Genomic DNA, 16,978 nt, shown 5'->3' with positions numbered 1-16,978 from the left:
GGTCCGCACCGCCGGCCGGGCCATGGGCCGCAAGCTCCGCAGCAGCAGGATCGGCCGCGCCCTCGACAACAGCGCCCGCAGGATGCGCGACGCCTACAGCCGCCGCCGCGACCTCCTGCGCCGGCAGCAGAAGATCCGCCAGGAACAGCTCCGCCGCCGCCGCGACGAGCGCAACCGGCGCGAAACTCCCCGGAGGCCAAGCAAGCACGGCTGGCGAGAATCGTGGCGCGTATCAGGCCCCGGCTTCAGTCGCTGCTGGGAAAGGGAGTGAAGGGGCCGGTCCTAAGCGCAGTCCTCGCAAGCATGCGGGCCTGGTACCGGTTGACCGGACTTTCTTCGACGGGGGAGAAGAGATTTGGGGTCGAGGCATACCTGAATCCGAGGCTTCCTGCGCTGGACAACGGAAGGAAGCCATAGAGGAAGACTTCGAACAGAGAGTTCTCCAGTACGTCAAGCAGGCTGTCGAGCATGCGGAGAAGAACAGCCAAGGGTCACTTCTCGGACTGTACTCCACGATGCGTAACGATGCGGAATTCAAAGGGCTGGAGAAGGGGGAAAGTATTCGGTACCGGGTGGGAAACGTCACCCTCTGCACATCGTCCGAACAAAGGGTCCGAAATCTGACCCGGCCGGCGAGTTGCTGGTGGAACCGGACCCGAGTGAAGACATCGACCCCGCATCCATCTCTTCGTACGGAAATATGGCAAAGGCGGCGAGGGAAGAAGGGAGAGGGGCGGATCTCGGTGCTCACGGACTCCAGACGATCAGGAACGTGCACGATATCGAAAAGTTTCCGAACGGCCGCCAGTTTGCCTGCGCAGATAGCTGTGGTGAGGAGTATTGCCGAATCACTCCGAGTGGAGCTCATGATTTTGGTCGGTCCCGCCGAGTTGAAACTCATTGAACAAGGATTGCGAAATTCTGACGACGTTCTGCGAGGGGGTCCAATGACATCCTCGGGAGCGGTTCGCGTTTCTTCGGGGACGCGCAATTATGTCAAAAAAATCGCCGCGCGCTTGAAGAGGATGGATGCTTTGGTTCGTAAGTATGAAAAGTCTCCGGGGGTGGCAGGGGAGCAAGAGTTCTCCGAAGCGGCGAAGGTCGTGGAAGCGGAAATCGAAAACATCAGGAAGAGTGCGGCGGCAGGGCCCGCCGCGCATTACAAGAATCAAGCCTGGCTCAGGACGCCCTTACAAGACGGAAGACGGTAAAGGGTCGGTCGACAAGAAGGACATAACGAACGAGGAGGTGCAGGCCGAAAGGCAACGCGTGGGAACTCCTGAATCCGAGGTCAGGAAGATGCGCGACAACGGTGGTCGCCCTTCTTGTGGCTGAAGGCGTGCTGACCACCGAACAGGCCAAGGCGGGTAGGGTCGAGGAGATGATTGAAGGGTTGGACAAGCTGCTCGGTGATCGCGAGTGGCTGCTCGACGTGTACGGCCTCAAGTAGTCGACGGGAGATCTGAAGTGCGCGATTCCGGCGAGCGGTACGTGAGTCGTCGAATGGTGCTCCGTGACTTCTGCACGGAGGAGCGGATCATGCGGTTCGCCGAGGAAGCGGGCCTTGAAATGGTGAAGGACGAGTCGAGTGACGAACCCATGGGTGTGGTTCGGGACGTGGCCTGGAGAGTGATCCCGGGGCTGATCCTCCAGTATGTCAGGACTCGCGGTCCGGTTGCTCGATCCTTTCCGTCGGGGGACGCCCCCCGGAGAGTGCGGAGAGAATCGAGCGTTCCGTCGAGGAGAATTTCAAGCCGTGGGGACTTTCCGAACTGGTGACGGAGGCGCGGTCCTGCCAGGAGAAGGGCGATCGGATGAGGGCGGTCCTGCGGGCCGGTGTCGGGGCTCCCGCAGGGTTTGATCGGTCATTCTACGAAGTGATCGAGAATGCAATTTCTGATGAGGATCCGGAAATTCGTTGGGCAGGGCTGTGGGCCACTTCCTATTCTCGATGGGGAGAGTTTCGCGAACTAGTGAAAAATGTCATGAAAATGACCCCGAAGAGGTTCTGAGAAGTCAGGCCGGAGTGATCCTCCAAGGCATCGACGGAGATCGGGAGGCCGGATGACCCGGTACGCGGACATACCGAAACCGATCCGGTCCGGGTTGGTGTTCGTCGATCCCGAGCGGGGGACGCCGCAGGGGATCGTCGTGCTGCAGTTCAACCCGGACACGCTGGAGCGGACCCTGGCCCCGCAGGCCGCCGGTGCGGAGGGCGCGGGGGACCGCACGGAGGCGCTCCGGCTGAAGGGGCCGGCCGTCGAGACGTGGAAGTTCACCGCTGAGATCGACGCCACCGATCAGCTGGACGTCGCCGCGCCTCATGGCATTCACCCGCAGCTGGCCGCACTGGAGATGCTGGTCACCCCTCCGGCGCGCGGCTGCGGGAGAACGAGGCGCTGGCGGCGGCGGGGCGCTGGAGATCACCCCGGTCGAGTCGCCGCTGACGCTGTTCACCTGGGGGAGCAAACGCGTCCTCCCGGTGCGGCTGACGGAGCTGGCCGTCACCGAGGGGTTCGACGTGGAGCTGAACCCGATCCGGGCGGCGGTGGCCATAGGACTGCGGGTGCTCACCGTCAACGACCTGCCGTCCGGGCACCGGGGGGCGGAGCTGTACATGGCGCACCTGGCGCAGAAGGAGGCGCTGGCCGGCGGGGCGTCGTCGACGCGCGGCCGGCTCGGCACGCTCGGACTGGGCGGCACCGGATCCGGCGGCACCGGCTTCGGCGGCGCGGGCCTCGGCAGGACGGGCTTTGGCGGCGCGGGGCCGGCCGGCGCGGGGACGACCAACACGGGAGGGTCCGATGACGATGGACAGGGCAGCGGCGGCAGGGCCGGCGGACGCGTTACCGGCCGCCTCCCCCTATCCGCCCTCCAGCCGCTACCACGACTGCCCGATCGCGGTGCACGTCGGGCCGGACGGCGGCGCGACGCCGTACGTCAGGCACCGGCTGCTGCCGCGCACCGAGGAGGCGGCGCCGGTCGGCGCCGCCGTCGAGCACGTCGTCGAGGCGGGCGACCGGCTGGACGTGCTGGCGCACCGCTACCTCGGCGACGCCGGCCAGTGGTGGCGGATCGCCGACGCCAACGACGTCCTGGACCCGAGGGAGCTGACCGCGGAGCCCGGCCGCAGGATCCTCGTGCCCCTGCCCGGCGGAACCGTCCCGGGGTGGCGCGTGGCTGACCACCCGATGCGCCGCGGCCCGGTGCACCTGACGCTGCTCATGGGCCCGCAGATACCGGTGCCCGCGCCGCGGCAGGTCGTCGACGCCCTGCTGTCCGCGCAGGTCACCGTCGCCTCGGCCAGCGCAGCGGTTCCAGCTCGCCTTCGACCTGTCCAAGCGCGGGCCGATCAACTCCACCCTCCTGCCCGCCGGGTTCTTCGACCCGAAGGTCAGGGTCGTCCTGGCCGTCACGGTGGGGGCGCCACGACCGTGCTGATGGACGGCGTGATCGTCCGCCAGGAGGTGGGGGTCAGCAACCGGCCCGGCCAGTCGACGCTCACCGTCACCGGCGAGGACCTGACCGCCTGATGGACCTGGAGGAGAGGGCGGGAGTGCCGTTCCCGGCGATGTCGCCGGCCGCCCGCGTCTCCTCGATCGTCTCGAAGTACGCCCACTACGGCATCACCCCGCAGGTGATCCCCGAACTGGTCCCGCAGACGCCGATGCCGACGAAGCGGATCGACTTCCAGACCGGCACCGACCTGTCCTACGTCACCGAACTGGCGAGGGCCAACGGCTTCGTCTTCTACCTCGACCCCGGCCCGGCGCCCGGTACCAGCCGCGCCTACTGGGGCCCGGAGGTGCGCCTGGGCGTCCCTCAGCACGCGCTGAGCGTCAACATGGACGCGCTGTCCAACGTCGACCAGCTCACCTTCGCCTTCGACGGCACCGCCCGCGAGCAGCCCGAGGCCCGGGTGCAGTCCCAGGCCACCCGCGTCTCGCAGGTCCTGGACGTGCCCGAGGTGAGCACGTTCCGCCCGCCGCTGGCCCGCAGGCCCGCGCCCGCGCTGAAGAAGAAGGTGCTCGGCGGCACGGCCAAGAAGGACGGCCCGCAGGCCTACGCCGAGGTCGTGGCCAAGGCGATGGAGTCCGCGGACGCCGTCTCCGGCTCGGGCCAACTGGACGTGGTCCGCTACGGCTACCTGCTGCGCCCGCGCGAACTGGTCGGGGTGCGCGGCGCCGGCCTGACCTACGACGGCCTCTACTACGTCAAGAGCGTCACCCACAACCTCCAACGGGGCTCTTTCACGCAGAACTTCACCCTCGCCCGCGAGGGCCTGACCGCCCGTTCGTCCACCGTCGTCCCCTGAGGGCCGGCCTTCCCGACAACCGCCCCCCCTGCGAACAGGAGCACGCACCGATGGCCGCTGAACCGGCGCGCTTCCTCGGCAAGTACCGGGAACCGTGGTCGACAACAACGACCCGATGAAGATCGGGCGCCTGCGGGTGAAGGCCCCGGACGTGCTCGGCGACGAGCCGTCGACCTGGCCATGCCCTGCTTCCCCGTGGCCGGCCCGGGGATGGGCCAGTACGTGCTGCCGCCGCGGCGGGCGGGCGTGTGGGTGGAGTTCGAACAGGGCGACCCCAGCTACCCGATCTGGTCCGGCTGCTGGTACGGGACGGGGGAGGAGGTACCGGCCCTGGCCTCGGAGAGCCTGCCCGACACCCCCAACGTCGTGCTGCAGACGCCCGGAGGACGGGTGGTCGTGCTCTCCGACGAACCGGGCGGCAAGGGCATCACACTCGGCGCACCGGGCGGGGCGTCGATCGTCATCGACGACACCGGGTGCACATCAGCAACGGCCAGGCGCGACGATCTCGCTCGTCGGCCCGACCGTGACCATCAACCAGGACGCTCTGAGCGTGACCTGACGGGGGAAGGCGAAAGCTGTTGTCCGGAACCTGTTGAACACCGCCTCGACGGTGACCTGCCCGCACGGGCGCAGGCCCGTCCGTCACCGGGCCGGCACCGGGTGCTGGCCCAGGGCAGCCCGGCGGTGACCACCGCCGACCTGTTCACCGTCACCGGCTGCCCCGCCACCGCGGCCGGCGGCCCGGGCCCGTGCACCTCGGTCCGCTGGACCGGCCCTCCGCCCGGTGCGGATCGACGGCTCACCGGCGTCCTGCAGTCCTCGCCGGGGCCTGCCACTCCGCGGGGCAGTCCCGCAGGGGCCTGCGGTCGTCTCCGTCGTGCAGCAGAGGGTGGTGGGCGCGTGAGCCCGCCGACGAGGAGTACCGCGCACGGCGAGCGGGTGGTCGAGCCGAAGGCGTACGACGCGGGGCCCCGCCGCACCGACATCGCCTTCCCCTTCCGCACCGACAGCCGGGGCCGCACCGCGCACGCGCCGTACGACGAGCACGTGCGCGACATGATCGAGCAGCTGCTGTTCACCAGCCCCGGCGAGCGCGTGATGCGCCCGGACTTCGGCTGCGGGCTGCTCGACCTGGTCTTCGCACCCAACAGCCCCGAGCTGGCCTCGGCGCTGCAGCTCACCGTCCACGCCGCGCTGCAGCAGTGGCTGGCGACGTGATCGACGTCGGGGACCTCGACGTGACCGCCGAGGACAACACGGTGCGCGTGCACCTGCGTACACGGTCCGGCGCACCGGGACGCACCGCGACGAGGTGTTCGAGGGGACGGGGGGCGCATGAGCACGGACATCGGCACGAGCGGCACGAGCGGCACGAGCGGCACGAGCGGTGCGAGCGGCGCGGCCGACGCGGGCGGCACGCCCGGCACGCCCGGCGCCCGGTGCCGCACCGACCGGCGGCGGCACGCGGTCCGGGCCGCCCGGCTGAACGGGGACGGGTGGAGGCCGCCGACGGCCGCACCCTCACCGTCACCTTCCTGGGCAAGGCGCCCGGCGGCGTCGGGCCGCGGAACGTGCGCATCGACGGGGGCCGCCGCGTCACCGGCCTCCGGGCCGTCGAGGTGCACGTCGAGACCGAGGAGGACCCCGAACTCGACGACCGGATGCACGTCGTCCTCGACCGTACCGGCGACACCTCCGCCTACCGGCTGTCGATCGTGGAGACCGACGCCCACGGCCGCCCCGGCACCACCCCCTACCGGGGCTTCGACCAGCGCTACCACTCGGCCGGCTTCTCCTTCCGGCCCGGCCGCCCCACCCCGTTCGACTGCGCGGCCGAGGAGCCGTGCCCGGCACCGCTGCGGCCCGCGCCGCTGATCGACCGCACGGCCCGCGACTACGAGCGGCTCCGGACGGTGCTGGACCGCATGGCCCTGACCGCGCCGGAATGGGCGGAACGGCACGTGCCCGACCTGGGCGTGACCGTCGCCGAACTGCTGGCGTACACCGCGGACCGGCTGGCCCACCACCAGGACGCGGTGGCCACCGAGGCGTACCTGGACACCGCCCGCCGCCGCGAGTCGGTGCGCCGGCACGCCCGGCTGGTGGACTACGCCATGCACGACGGCGCGGCGGCCCGCGCGTTCGTCGCGCTGGAGACGGACCGCCCCGTGGTCCTGCCCCGCGGGGCCTTCCGCTTCGCGGCGGTCGACACCGGCCGCCTCGACCCGCGGGACCGGCCCGAACTCGGCACGGTACTGGCCGACGAGGACCTGGACGCGCTGCCCCCCGGTGCCTCCCAGGAGGTGTTCGAACCGCTCGGCGACGCCGAGCCGGCGCTGTACCCGCGCACAACGCGGTCCGCTTCTGGACCTGGGGCGACGAGGAGTGCGTCCTGCCCCGGGGCGCGGTCTCGGCCACCCTGCGCGACGAGTGGGCGGACCGCTGCGACGGGCCCGGCCCCCGGGCCGACGGCCCCGGCCCCGGGACCGCCGAAGCCGCCGCAGGTGCCCGCACCGACGCGGACACCGGGACCGGGACCGGAACCGGAACCGAAGCCGAAGCCACCGGCCGTCCGGGCGGAGGCCACCCCGCGGGCCGCCCCGTCCCCGCGAGCGTGCTGAGACTGCGGCCCGGCGACTCCTCGTCCTCGAGGAGGTGCTCGGCCCCCGCACCGGCAGTCCGGCCGACGCCGACCCCGCCCACCGCCAGGCGGTGCGGCTGACCTCCGTCACCCGCTGGTCGACAGGCTCTGCGACCAGCCGGTCCTGGAGGTCTCCTGGGACCGGGCCGACGCACTGGCCTTCCCGCTGTGCCTGTCCTCGCGCGGCGGGACCGACTGCAGGCCGCTCCCGGACGTCAGCGTCGCCCGGGCCAATGTCGTCGCCGTCGAGCACGGCCGCTCCCTCACCTTCTGCGGCGGTGCCCCCGAGCGCTTCAACCGTGCCCCCGGCCCCGGTGGTCGTCGCCCCCTGCGACTGCGGCGACGGCTGCGGGTGCGGGGAGGGCGGGGGGAGCAGCGAGGCGGCCCTCGCCCTCCACGGGCTGCTGGACCTCACCCGGTCCGGCCGGCGGCTCACCCCCGCCCGGGTGCGCTCCCTGCACGCCCTCCTCGGCGAGGCCGAGGTCACCCGCGCCGGCCTGGAGATCCGCCTCGTGCCCGGCGCGGGCAAGGACACCGAGAAGGTCGAGCCGCCCACCGCCTCCGAGCAGGCGGAGCGCCTGGAGACCCTGCTCGCCCGGTCCTCCTACCCGCCGGTGCCGGTCCGCTTCCGCCCCGTGCTGCGCCACGCGCCCGTCACCCGGGCCGCCCCCCACCCCGACCCGCGCCGCGTCTCCGCCGCCCAGGCCGAGCACCTCGCGGCGGTACCGGAGCGGGTGCGCGAACGGCTGGAGGAGCTGTGGCGGGCGGCCGAGGACGGCCGGCCGCCCGGCCGCGCCGAGGTCGCGGAGCTGACCGTGCTGTTCGGCGCCCGCGTGCTGGAGGAGGTCCGCCTGCGCGAGCGTCCCGCCCACGCCCTGCGGGAACTGCTCGCCCGGCGCCGCCGCCTGCTGCGGCCCCGGCTGACCCGGTGGAGATCCTGACCGCACGGGCCCGCGCCGGGGGCGTGCTGGACCGCTCCGTCGTCTGGGAGGTCGCTCACACCTGGGGCGAGCCGTACGCGGCCGCTCGACCCCGACGACCCGGTGCTCGCGGGCCCTGCCGCCGCCCTCGCCACCGATCCGCGCGCCGCGCTGCCCGCCGTGCGGTCTCGGCCGGCGGCCGGACCTGGACGCCGCGCCGCGACCTGCTGGCCTCCGGGCCGCGCGCGACGCCCACTTCGTCGGCGAGACCGGCAACGACGGCCGCCTCACCCTGCGCTTCGGCGACGGCAGGCACGGCGCCGCGCCCCCGCCCGGGGCACGCCTGGAGGTCTTCTACCGGATCGGCAACGGGGCCGCGGGCAACGTCGGGGCCGAGGCCGTCAACCACCTCGTGCTGTGCCGCGGCGGGGCCGACCGCGCCCCGGCCGGGACCGGGACCCGCCGCGCGAAGGCGGGCCGCAGGCTCCCGGTGCCGCACGCGGCCGTCCTGCGGGTGCGCAACCCGCTGCCCGCCGTCGGCGGCACCGAGCCCGAGCCGCTGGACGACGTGCGCCGCCTGGCGCCCCGGCCCTGCGCCGCACCGGGCTGCGCGCCGTCACCGCCGAGGACTACGCGGCACTGGCCGCCGCCCTGCCCGGGGTGCAGCGCGCCGCCGCGCAACTGCGCTGGACCGGCAGCGTCCAGGAGGTGCACGTGGCCGTCGACCCGCTCGACGCCGCCACCGCGCCGCCCGGCCTCCTCGCGGAGGTCGCCCGCGCCCTGGAGGCGTACCGCAGGATCGGCCACGACCTGGTGGTGCGCACCGCGCCGCTGGTGCCGCTCGACATCGAGCTGACCGTGTGCGCCGCCCCGGGCACCAGCGCGGGCAGGTCCTGGCCGCGCTGCGCCGCGCCCTGGGCACCGGTGTGCTGCCCGACGGGCGGCCCGGCTTCTTCCACCCCGACGCACTCACCTTCGGCGAACCGGTACGCGCCAGCCGCCTGGTGGCGGCCGCCGCCGCGGTGCCGGCGTGGCCGACGCCCGGGTGACGCGGCTGCGGCGGCTCTTCCGCGGCGACGACGGAGAACTCGACGCGGGACTGCTGCGCACGGGCCCGCTGGAGGTCGCCCAGTGCGACAACGACCCCGACCGGCCGGAGAACGGCCGCCTGAAGCTCGTGATCGGAGGTGGCCGATGACCACCGGCCCGTCCCGCGGTTGCGGTTGCGGATGCGACGGCGTCCGGACCGTGACGCCGCTCGAGGTGCACAACCCGCCCGGCCGCGACGTCCTCGCCCACCGGGTGGGCACCCACGCGGACTTCCTGTCCACGATGCTCGCCCGCCTGTCCGGGCCCGCCCACCCGGCGCTGCGCGGCCTGACCGTGCGCGACCCGGGCGACCCGGCGGTCGCCCTGCTCGACGCCTGGGCGGTCCTGGCGGACCTGACGGACTTCCACTCCGAGCGGATCGCCGCCGAGCGGTACCTGCGCACCGCCACCGACCCCGCTCCCTGGAACTCCTCGGCCGCCTGGTGGGACACCGCCCCCGCCCCGGGATCGCCGCCTCCACCTTCCTCGCCTACTCCCTCGACCACGACCCGCGCTCGGCGAGGACCCGGTCGTGACGGTCCCCGCCGGCGCGCGGTCGACCAGCGTGCCCGGGCCGGGGGAGGAGCCGCAGTCCTTCGAGACCGCCGAGGACCTGCGGGCCCGCTGGTCGTGGAACGAGATGGCGGTGCGCACCCGCCGCCCCCACCAGCTCACCGCGGACCGGCTGCACGCACGCCGGGAACTGTTCCTGTGGGCACCGCCAACAACGTCCGCCCGGGGGACCGGCTGCTGTTCGTCTTCAGCGCGGAGAAGTCGGCGGACCCCGGGCAGCGGGTGCTGCTGACCGTCCCGCACGTGCGGGTCGACCGCGCCCTGGGCACCACGGCGGTCGGGCTGCCCGGTCCCGAACTCCCCTCCCTGGCGGCCCTCCTGGAGGAACTGCAGAGGTGGATCACGCCGGGCGGGGACGCGCCGAACCCGCGTCCGCAGGACAGCCCGGTCGTCAGCGCGTCGACGAGGACGTCCTGGGGCCGCTGCGCGCCGACCTGGACCTGCTGGACACGGCCTCCGAACTCGCCGCCCGGCTCGCCGAGACGGTCGAGCGGACCGTGAGGCACGGGAAATCGCCCGTGACCACGAGCCGGTGGCGCGGTGGTTCGCGCAACTGGAGGCGGTGCTCCTCGGGATCGCCGGACAGGCGCGGCAGCTGGAACCCCGCAGCCGCCGGAGGAGCCCGCGGAGGAGGGTCCGCAGCCCGCGGGCGGGGCCGGCCTGCACTTCGCCCTGGGCATCGACCGGCTCGTGGCCGGCGCCCCCGCCACGGCCGGCGCCCCCGCGCACGGAGCCGGGGCGGGGGACGGAGCCGGGACGGGGGGCGGCGGACAGGAACCGCCGGTGCCCTTCGACCCGCCGTGCGCGGACTCGGCCCGCTGATCGCCGCGCTGCGCACGGCCCCCGCACGGCAGCCTGCCGGCCCCCGCCACCTGGACCGGGACCCGCAGCGCCTCTACGCCCCCGGGTCCGACCTGGGCCCCGGCCTGCTGACGGCCCTCGACCCCCGGCTGCGCGACGGCCTGTACCGCGCCTGGAGCAGGATCGGGCTCACCGCGCCACTGGCCCTGCACGAGATGCAGGCGATGCGGGTCACCGCCACCCCCTTCGGCGCCACCGCGCCCCTGAAACCGGTGCACGACGACGCCGGACGCGTCGTGCGCCACGACGACTGGCCGCTGACCGGCAGCAAGCGGATCGCTGTGCGGATCGGCTACGGCCGCGACGGGGAGAAGCCGCGCCGCGCGGACCTCTCCTACACCGAGGCCGGCAGCTCGGTCCCGTACCGCCGCCAGCTCCCGCCGCCCGGGACCTCCGCCGACTTCGCGCTCGGTCCCGGCGGGTCGAGCTGACCACCCACGCCCCGCAGGAAGATCCCGGGGAGCAGGACGCACCCCAGGACCCGCAGGGCCCGCAGGAGCCGGGCCGTGCGGGACGGCCCGGAGGGGAGCAGGAGAAGCAGGAGGGGGAGGGGCAGGGGCAGGGGCAGGGCCCGCTGGAGTGGCTGGGGGAGCTGATCGGGGGCGGCGAGGACGAGCCCCCGGCTCCGCGGCGGCCCCAGGGCCTGAGGCGGCCCCCGGCCCCGGCCAGGAGGCCGGCGTCACCGTCCGCCTCCTGCCCGACCTGCCCGAACGCGTCCTGTTCTTCTCCGAGCCCGCTCCGGACGGCACCGTCCGGGTGACGGTCGGGGACGGGCGGGGCGAGCCGCTGGAGTTCCGTCTCGCCCCGGGGACGAGCACCCCGCCGGCCACGGCGGGCTGCAGGTCGCCGTCCGCCGCGCCGGCGAGGGCGAGGAGCCCGCCGTCGAGGTGGTCCTGACCGCGCGGCTCCAGCCCACCTCCCGCAACGTCATCGCCCTGGACGCGGTCCACGACGGCATCGCCCCGGCAGCTGGGTCGCCGTGCGCAGGCCCCGCAAGGGCGTGTCCGGCGAGGTCCCCGGCGACCCGGCGCTGGCCCTGCTGATCACCCGGGTCGACGACGTGCGGGTGGTCTCCCGGGCCGACTTCGGCATCACCGGGAAGGTCACCGAGCTGACCCTGGAGGAGCCGTGGATGGACGAGCACGACACCCTGCTCTCGCACATCCGCGACACCACCGTCCACGCCCGGGGCGAGACGCTGGCCCTGGCCGAGGAGCCGGTGGACGAGGACGTCCACGGCAACGAGATCGAGCTCGCCGCGCTCCACGGGCCTGACCCCCGGCCGGTGGGTCGTGGTCACCGGCGAGCGCACCGACGTGCCCGGCACCTCCGGCGTCCCCGGTACCGAACTCGCCATGGTCGCCGCCGTCCGGCAGGGCGTGGACCCCGCCCTGCCCGGCGACACCGTGCACACCACCCTCGTCCTCGCCGCCGACCTGGCGTTCAGCTACCGCCGCGACACCGTGAAGGTCCTCGGCAACGTCGTGCGCGCCACCCAGGGCGCCACCCGGGACGAGGCGATCGGCAGCGGCGACGCCGCCCGCGCCCACCAGAGCTTCGCCCTGTGGCAGGCCCCGCTGACCTGGCTGGCCGCCGACACCCCGTCCGGCGCGGCGTCCACCCTGGAGGTCCGGGTGGACGGGGTGCTGTGGCACGAGGTGGACAGCCTGGCCGGCCGCGGCCCGCGCGAGCGCGTGTACGCCACCGGCACCACCGCGGACGGCCGCACCACCGTGACCTTCGGCGACGGCGTCAACGGCGCCCGGCTGCCGACCGGGCACGAGAACGTCCGCGCCCGCTACCGGGTGGGCGTCGGACGGCAGGGCGACCTGCCGCCGGGCCGGATCACCCAGGCCGTCACCCGGCCGCTGGGCGTGTCCGGCGTCACCAACCCGCTGCCCGCCACCGGCGCGGCCGACCCGGACGGTCCGGGCGCGGCCCGCCGCAACATCCGCTGGCCGTCGGCGCCCTGGACCGGCTGGTCTCGGTATCCGACCACGCCGACTTCGCCCGCGCCCGGGCCGGCATCGGGCGGGCCGCCGCCGTCCGGCTGTTCGACGGGGCCCGGGAGTCCGTGCACGTCACCGTCGCCGGCGTCGACGACGCCCCGCTCGCCGACGACTCCGACACCGTGCGCACCCTGCGCGCCGCGCTGGCCGCCCACGGCGACCCCGCCGTGCCGGTGCACGTCGCGGTCCGCGAGCTCGTCCTGCTCGTCGTGGCGGCCCGCGTCGCCGTCCGCCCGGACCACTCCTGGGACGTCGTGGAACCGGCCCTGCGCCGCGCCCTGCTGGAACGACTGGGGCACGCCGCCCGGGAGCTCGGGCAGCCCGCCCACCTGTCGGAGGTGCTGGCCGCGGCCACACGGTGCCCGGAGTCGACCACGTCGACGTCGACGCCTTCACCGGGATCCCCGGCAGCCTGACCCCGGCCGGCCTGGAACGGCTCGCCCGGCAGCTGGAGGAGCCGCGGGGCACCGTCCCGGCCCGCCCCGCGCGGTGGGCGCAGGAGCGCTACCGGATCCAGGACCCGGAGGGCGAGACCCTCACCGCGGTCGCCGCCCGGCACGGCATCACCGTGGGCGAACTGTTGCGGCTCAACCCCGGCATCACCGGCACCCGGCCGCTGCCGCGGGGCCGCACGGTCACCGTCTTCCGCGGGATCCGGCCCGCGCAGTTCGTCCTGCTCTCCCCTGACCTGCCCGACACGCTCATCCTCGAGGAGGCCACCGCATGAGCCGCGACCCCGACGGCCTCGCCGACCTGCTGCCCCAGTGGCACCGGCTGCGCGACGCGGAGGAGGGCGAGCCGCTGCGCGCCCTCCTCGCCGTGATCGCCGAACAGGCCGACCTGGTGCGCACCGCGATCGAGGAGGGCTACGAGGACGCCTTCGTCGAGACCTGCGGCGACTGGGTCCTGCCCCACCTGGGCGACCTGGTCGGCTACCGGATCCTGCCCGGCTACGAGCAGGTGCTCTCCGACGGCCTGGCCGGCGCGGGCGGCGGGGACCGGGCGGCCTCCCGCCGCCGGCTGGCCGCCCGCCTCGCCCCGCGCCGCGACGTCGCCGACACCGTCGCCGACCGCCGCCGCAAGGGCACCTCGGCCCTGCTGGAGGAGCTGTCCGCCAAGGTCGCCGAGTGGCCCGCCCGCGCCGTGGAGTTCTCCCGGCTGCTGGCCGCCGCGCAGCCGGTCCGGCCCACCGGCACCGGCCAGGACGCGGCGGACGCCGTCCGGCTCCCGCGGCCGCACCGCCGACCTGCGCGACGGTTCCGCGCTGGCCCTGCTCGGCGGCCCGTTCGAGACCACCGCCCGCAGCGCGGACGTGCGCCGGGCGGCCTCCCGGCGCCGCCCGGGCGGCCGCACCCCCGCGGGGGTCGGGGTGTTCGTGTGGCGGCTCAAGCCGTACTCGGTCACCCGCGGCCCCGCCTACTGCGTCGACCGGGCCCGCAACCTGTACACCTTCTCCATCCTGGGCAACGACACCCCGCTGGTCACCAGGCCCGAGCCGGAGCCGTCGGCCGCCCACACCGCCACCGTGGACAACGTCCCCGGGTACGTGGGCCGGCGCCTGCTCGCCGACCGCCTGGCCGACTACTACGGGCCCGGCAGGTCCCTGGCGATCTGGCGGGACGGGGACGGCGAGCCGGTCCCGCCCGCCGACGTCGTCGTCGCCGACCTGTCCGGCTGGACCTACCGGCCCCGGCGCGGGCAGGTCGCCGTCGACCCCGTCCTGGGCCGGATCGCCTTCGGCGCCCGCTCGGCCCCCCGCCGCGGCGTGTGGGTCACCTACCACCACGCCTTCAGCGACGACACCGGCGGCGGCGAGTACCCGCGCGAGCCCGCCCCCGCGCCCGGCGCCGCCCTCTACCGGGTCGGCCCCGGCCGCCGCCACGAGCGGATCACCGACGCCTACGAGCAGTGGCGCCGCGACAAGGCCGAGGGGCGGGCCGGCGGCGAGGCGGTCATCGAACTCACCCACAGCGGCGCCCACCAGGAGCAGCTGGACTTCGACCTCGAACCCGGCGACCACCTGCGGCTGCGCGCCGCGGAGGGGACCCGGCCCGTGCTGCGCCTGCTGGACTGGTACAGCAACCGCCCCGACGCGCTCAACGTCCGCGCCGCCCACGAGGAGCACGCCGACCGAGCCGGGCGCGCCGGGCGGGGAGAGCACGCCGACCGCGCCGGGCGGGGCGGCGCGCCCCGCTTCGTCCTGGACGGCCTGCTCGTGTGCGGGCGCGGGGTCAACGTCACCGGCCCCGTGGGCTCGGTGACGGTGCGGCACTGCACCCTGGTGCCCGGCTGGTCGCTGGAGCCGGAGTGCGAGCCGCTCTCCCCGGACGAGCCCAGCCTCGTCCTGGACCGCACCTCGGCCTGCGTGCGGATCGAACGCAGCATCCTGGGCACGATCCGCGTCGTCGGCGACGAGGTGGGCACCGACCCGCTGGAGATCCACATCACCGACAGCGTCCTGGACGCCACCGGACCGGACCGCGAGGCGCTGTCCGCCCCCGACTGCCGGCACGCCCACGCGGTCCTGCACGCCCGCCGCACCACCGTCGTCGGCGAGGTGCACACGCACGCGGTGGCGGTCGGCGAGAACTGCGTCTTCGACGGCCGCGTGCACGTCGCCCGGCGCGGAACCGGCTGCCTGCGCTTCAGCTACGTCCCGCCCGGCTCGCGGACCCCGCGCCGCCACCACTGCCAGCCCGACCTGGTGCGCGAGGCGGTGCGCGAGGCCGGGGGGACGGCCGAGGACGAGGAACTGGAGTCGGCCAGGGTCCGGCCCCGGTTCACCTCCACCCGCTACGGCACCCCCGCCTACGTCCAGCTCGCCGCCGACTGCGCGGCGGAGATCGTCCGCGGCGCCGAGGACGGCTCGGAGCTCGGCGCCTTCCACGAGCTGTTCCAGCCGCAGCGCCAGGACAACCTGAGCGCCCGGATCGAGGAGTTCGTGCCGGCCGGCACCGACGCCGGGATCGTCCACGTCACCTGAGGGCCCCGTCCGACCCCGTCCGACCACCGAACACCGTCACCACCACTCCCGAGGGGGATGCATGTACGGGGACTTCTCCCGTGTCACCTTCCGGCCCGAGAAGCACTACTCGGCCGTCCTCGCCCAGCAGGGGCGGGTGCAGCTCGACGCCGACGCCAACGAGCAGGCCGCCATCTGGCTGCACACCGCCCGCACCACCGCCGCCGACCTGGTCGGCCCCCACGGCGGTCCCTCGGGGGACGCCGGCTTCGCCGTCGGCCACGTCCCCGGCAACCGGGGGCCGGACGACCTGACGATCGGCGCGGGCCGCTACTACGTCGACGGGATCCTGCTCGACGCCACCCGCCCCGCCCCCGGCCTCCCCGCCGGGTCCGGCCGGCCCGGCGACGGGGACGGCGGCGGCGGCTCCGGGGACGGCGGCGGCGGCTCCGGGGACGGCGGCTCGGGGGACGGGCCGCGGCACACCGGGTGGACCTACTGGGACCAGCCCGACGCCCACCGCGACCCCGAGCGCCCCGGCGACCGGCTCCCCGGCACCTTCCCCTACCTGGTGGCCCTGACGGCGTGGGAGCGGTCCGTCACCGCGGCCGAGGACCCCGAGATCCGCGAGTCCGCCCTCGGCGCGGCGGTCGCCGACACCGCGGCCCGGCTGAAGACCGTCTGGCAGGTGCGGGCGCTGACCACCGGCGAACTGGACCTGCCCGACGACGCCGACGCGCAGGCCGCCGAGGAGGCGTTCGCCGCCTGGGCGCGGCGCTACACCACCACCTCCGCCCTGCTGGCCGCGCGCAGCGAACGCCCGGACGGGGCCGACGAGCACCCCTGCCCGGTCGACCCGGACGCCCGCTACCGGGGCCCGGAGAACCAGCTGTACCGGGTCGAGGTGCACCGGGGCGGGACGGTGGGGGACGACGACGGGGGGCCCACCTTCAAGTGGTCGAGGGAGAACGGTTCCGTGGTCCGGCCGGTCGCCCGGCTCGACGGGACCTGGGCCGAGCTGCTCCCCGCCGGCGGCGACGGCAGGCTCGAACTGGAGGCGGGCGACTGGGTGGAGTTCGCCGACGACGTCCGCACCGGCCGCGGCGAGCCCGCCCCGCTGCTGCAGGTCGAGGAGGTCGACCTGCCCGGGCGGCGGGTCCGGCTCTCCGGCGAGCCCGGCCCCGGCACCGGCCGCCGTCCCGAGCACCACCCCTTCCTGCGCCGCTGGGACCAGCGGGCCGGGAGGGGCCGCGGTTCCGCCGGGCTCCGGCACGGCGCGGTCCTCCTGGAGGAGGGCGTGTGGACCGGCCTGGAGGACGGTGTGCAGGTGTGGTTCGAGCCCGGCGGCGACTACCGCCCCGGCGACCACTGGGTGATCCCCGCCCGCACCGCCACCGGAGCCGTCGAGTGGCCGGCGGACGCTGCCGGGGAGCCCCTGCTGCGGCCGCCCGCCGGGACCGTCCGGCACTGCGCGCCGCTGGCCTGGGTCACCGGCGAGGGGGTGGCCGAGGACCTGCGGCGGGTCTTCGCACCGCTGGCCGCGCCGCTGCGGCGGGCACGCGGCGCCCGGTCCGGCCGCTCCGGCGGCTCCGGCCGGTGAGGGCG

15 protein-coding genes and 2 pseudogenes are annotated in these 16,978 nt (G+C 74.9%); 16 read left to right on the top strand and 1 reads right to left on the bottom strand.

The genetic code is table 11. The features are described from left to right. Positions 1-22: 22 nt before the first annotated feature. The 12 genes and pseudogenes from GQS52_RS03920 to GQS52_RS27435 all read left to right on the top strand — a co-directional run bounded on the left by GQS52_RS03920 (position 23) and on the right by GQS52_RS27435 (position 10,833). On the top strand, positions 23-271 hold the full coding sequence (locus tag GQS52_RS03920; RefSeq protein ID WP_182311670.1) for a hypothetical protein: 249 nt from the start codon (positions 23-25) through the stop codon (positions 269-271). Positions 272-1,312: 1,041 nt separating this feature from the next. Beyond that, positions 1,313-1,450, top strand: coding sequence for a hypothetical protein (locus tag GQS52_RS03915; RefSeq protein ID WP_182311669.1), 138 nt, complete (start codon positions 1,313-1,315; stop codon positions 1,448-1,450). Positions 1,451-2,804: 1,354 nt separating this feature from the next. Continuing rightward, a complete protein-coding gene (locus GQS52_RS28360) occupies positions 2,805-3,533 on the top strand; it encodes a hypothetical protein (protein WP_346268223.1) in 729 nt (242 codons plus the stop codon). Continuing rightward, the gene (locus tag GQS52_RS03905; protein WP_346268222.1) at positions 3,533-4,315 is read left to right on the top strand and encodes a hypothetical protein; all 783 of its coding nucleotides are present in this window, start codon (positions 3,533-3,535) and stop codon (positions 4,313-4,315) included. The genes GQS52_RS28360 and GQS52_RS03905 overlap by 1 nt, the downstream gene beginning before the upstream one ends. Positions 4,316-4,510: 195 nt before the next feature. Then, positions 4,511-5,536: a GPW/gp25 family protein gene (locus tag GQS52_RS28355; RefSeq protein WP_346268221.1), complete on the top strand. Its 1,026-nt coding sequence runs from the start codon at positions 4,511-4,513 to the stop codon at positions 5,534-5,536. A 278-nt stretch (positions 5,537-5,814) separates the two neighbouring features. Then, on the top strand, positions 5,815-6,939 hold the full coding sequence (locus GQS52_RS03890) for a hypothetical protein (RefSeq protein WP_182311668.1): 1,125 nt from the start codon (positions 5,815-5,817) through the stop codon (positions 6,937-6,939). A 319-nt stretch (positions 6,940-7,258) separates the two neighbouring features. After that, on the top strand, positions 7,259-7,900 hold the full coding sequence (locus GQS52_RS27455) for a hypothetical protein (RefSeq protein WP_182311667.1): 642 nt from the start codon (positions 7,259-7,261) through the stop codon (positions 7,898-7,900). A 102-nt stretch (positions 7,901-8,002) separates the two neighbouring features. Continuing rightward, positions 8,003-8,701, top strand: a pseudogene (locus GQS52_RS28350) (putative baseplate assembly protein); the annotation flags it as partial. A 38-nt stretch (positions 8,702-8,739) separates the two neighbouring features. Beyond that, positions 8,740-8,928, top strand: a complete 189-nt coding sequence (locus tag GQS52_RS27445) for a hypothetical protein (protein ID WP_182311665.1) — start codon at positions 8,740-8,742, stop codon at positions 8,926-8,928. Next, positions 8,910-9,077: a hypothetical protein gene (locus GQS52_RS27440; protein ID WP_182311664.1), complete on the top strand. Its 168-nt coding sequence runs from the start codon at positions 8,910-8,912 to the stop codon at positions 9,075-9,077. The genes GQS52_RS27445 and GQS52_RS27440 overlap by 19 nt, the downstream gene beginning before the upstream one ends. Before the next feature lie 50 nt (positions 9,078-9,127). After that, positions 9,128-10,042 (top strand): hypothetical protein, encoded by a 915-nt coding sequence (locus tag GQS52_RS03865; protein ID WP_182311663.1) that lies wholly within the window; start codon positions 9,128-9,130, stop codon positions 10,040-10,042. A 299-nt stretch (positions 10,043-10,341) separates the two neighbouring features. Further along, positions 10,342-10,833 (top strand): hypothetical protein, encoded by a 492-nt coding sequence (locus tag GQS52_RS27435; protein WP_182311662.1) that lies wholly within the window; start codon positions 10,342-10,344, stop codon positions 10,831-10,833. A 1,016-nt stretch (positions 10,834-11,849) separates the two neighbouring features. On the opposite strand, the gene GQS52_RS27430 is transcribed toward GQS52_RS27435, so the two are convergent. Next, a complete protein-coding gene (locus GQS52_RS27430; protein WP_259370564.1) occupies positions 11,850-12,158 on the bottom strand; it encodes a hypothetical protein in 309 nt (102 codons plus the stop codon). A gap of 318 nt (positions 12,159-12,476) precedes the next feature. Here GQS52_RS27430 and GQS52_RS27425 point away from each other — a divergent pair, with 318 nt between their 5' ends. The 4 genes and pseudogenes from GQS52_RS27425 (at position 12,477) to GQS52_RS03845 (ending at position 16,973) form a co-directional block, all read left to right on the top strand. After that, complete coding sequence (locus GQS52_RS27425; protein WP_259370563.1) at positions 12,477-12,827, top strand: hypothetical protein; 351 nt, start codon at positions 12,477-12,479, stop codon at positions 12,825-12,827. After that, complete coding sequence (locus tag GQS52_RS27420; RefSeq protein ID WP_259370562.1) at positions 12,770-13,138, top strand: LysM domain-containing protein; 369 nt, start codon at positions 12,770-12,772, stop codon at positions 13,136-13,138. Before GQS52_RS27425 ends, GQS52_RS27420 begins: the two co-directional genes overlap by 58 nt. Next, positions 13,135-15,394 (top strand): annotated as a pseudogene (locus tag GQS52_RS03850) (hypothetical protein). The gene GQS52_RS27420 and the pseudogene GQS52_RS03850 overlap by 4 nt, the downstream one beginning before the upstream one ends. A gap of 61 nt (positions 15,395-15,455) precedes the next feature. Next, positions 15,456-16,973, top strand: a complete 1,518-nt coding sequence (locus tag GQS52_RS03845; RefSeq protein ID WP_182311661.1) for a DUF6519 domain-containing protein — start codon at positions 15,456-15,458, stop codon at positions 16,971-16,973. The last annotated feature ends 5 nt before the right edge of the window (positions 16,974-16,978 follow it).

It is taken from the genome of Streptomyces sp. SCUT-3 (assembly GCF_014083985.1).
Classification (GTDB): domain Bacteria; phylum Actinomycetota; class Actinomycetes; order Streptomycetales; family Streptomycetaceae; genus Streptomyces_H; species Streptomyces_H thermolineatus.
Note: the sequence above shows the minus strand (reverse complement) of the source record. Positions and strands in the feature narration are given on the sequence as shown.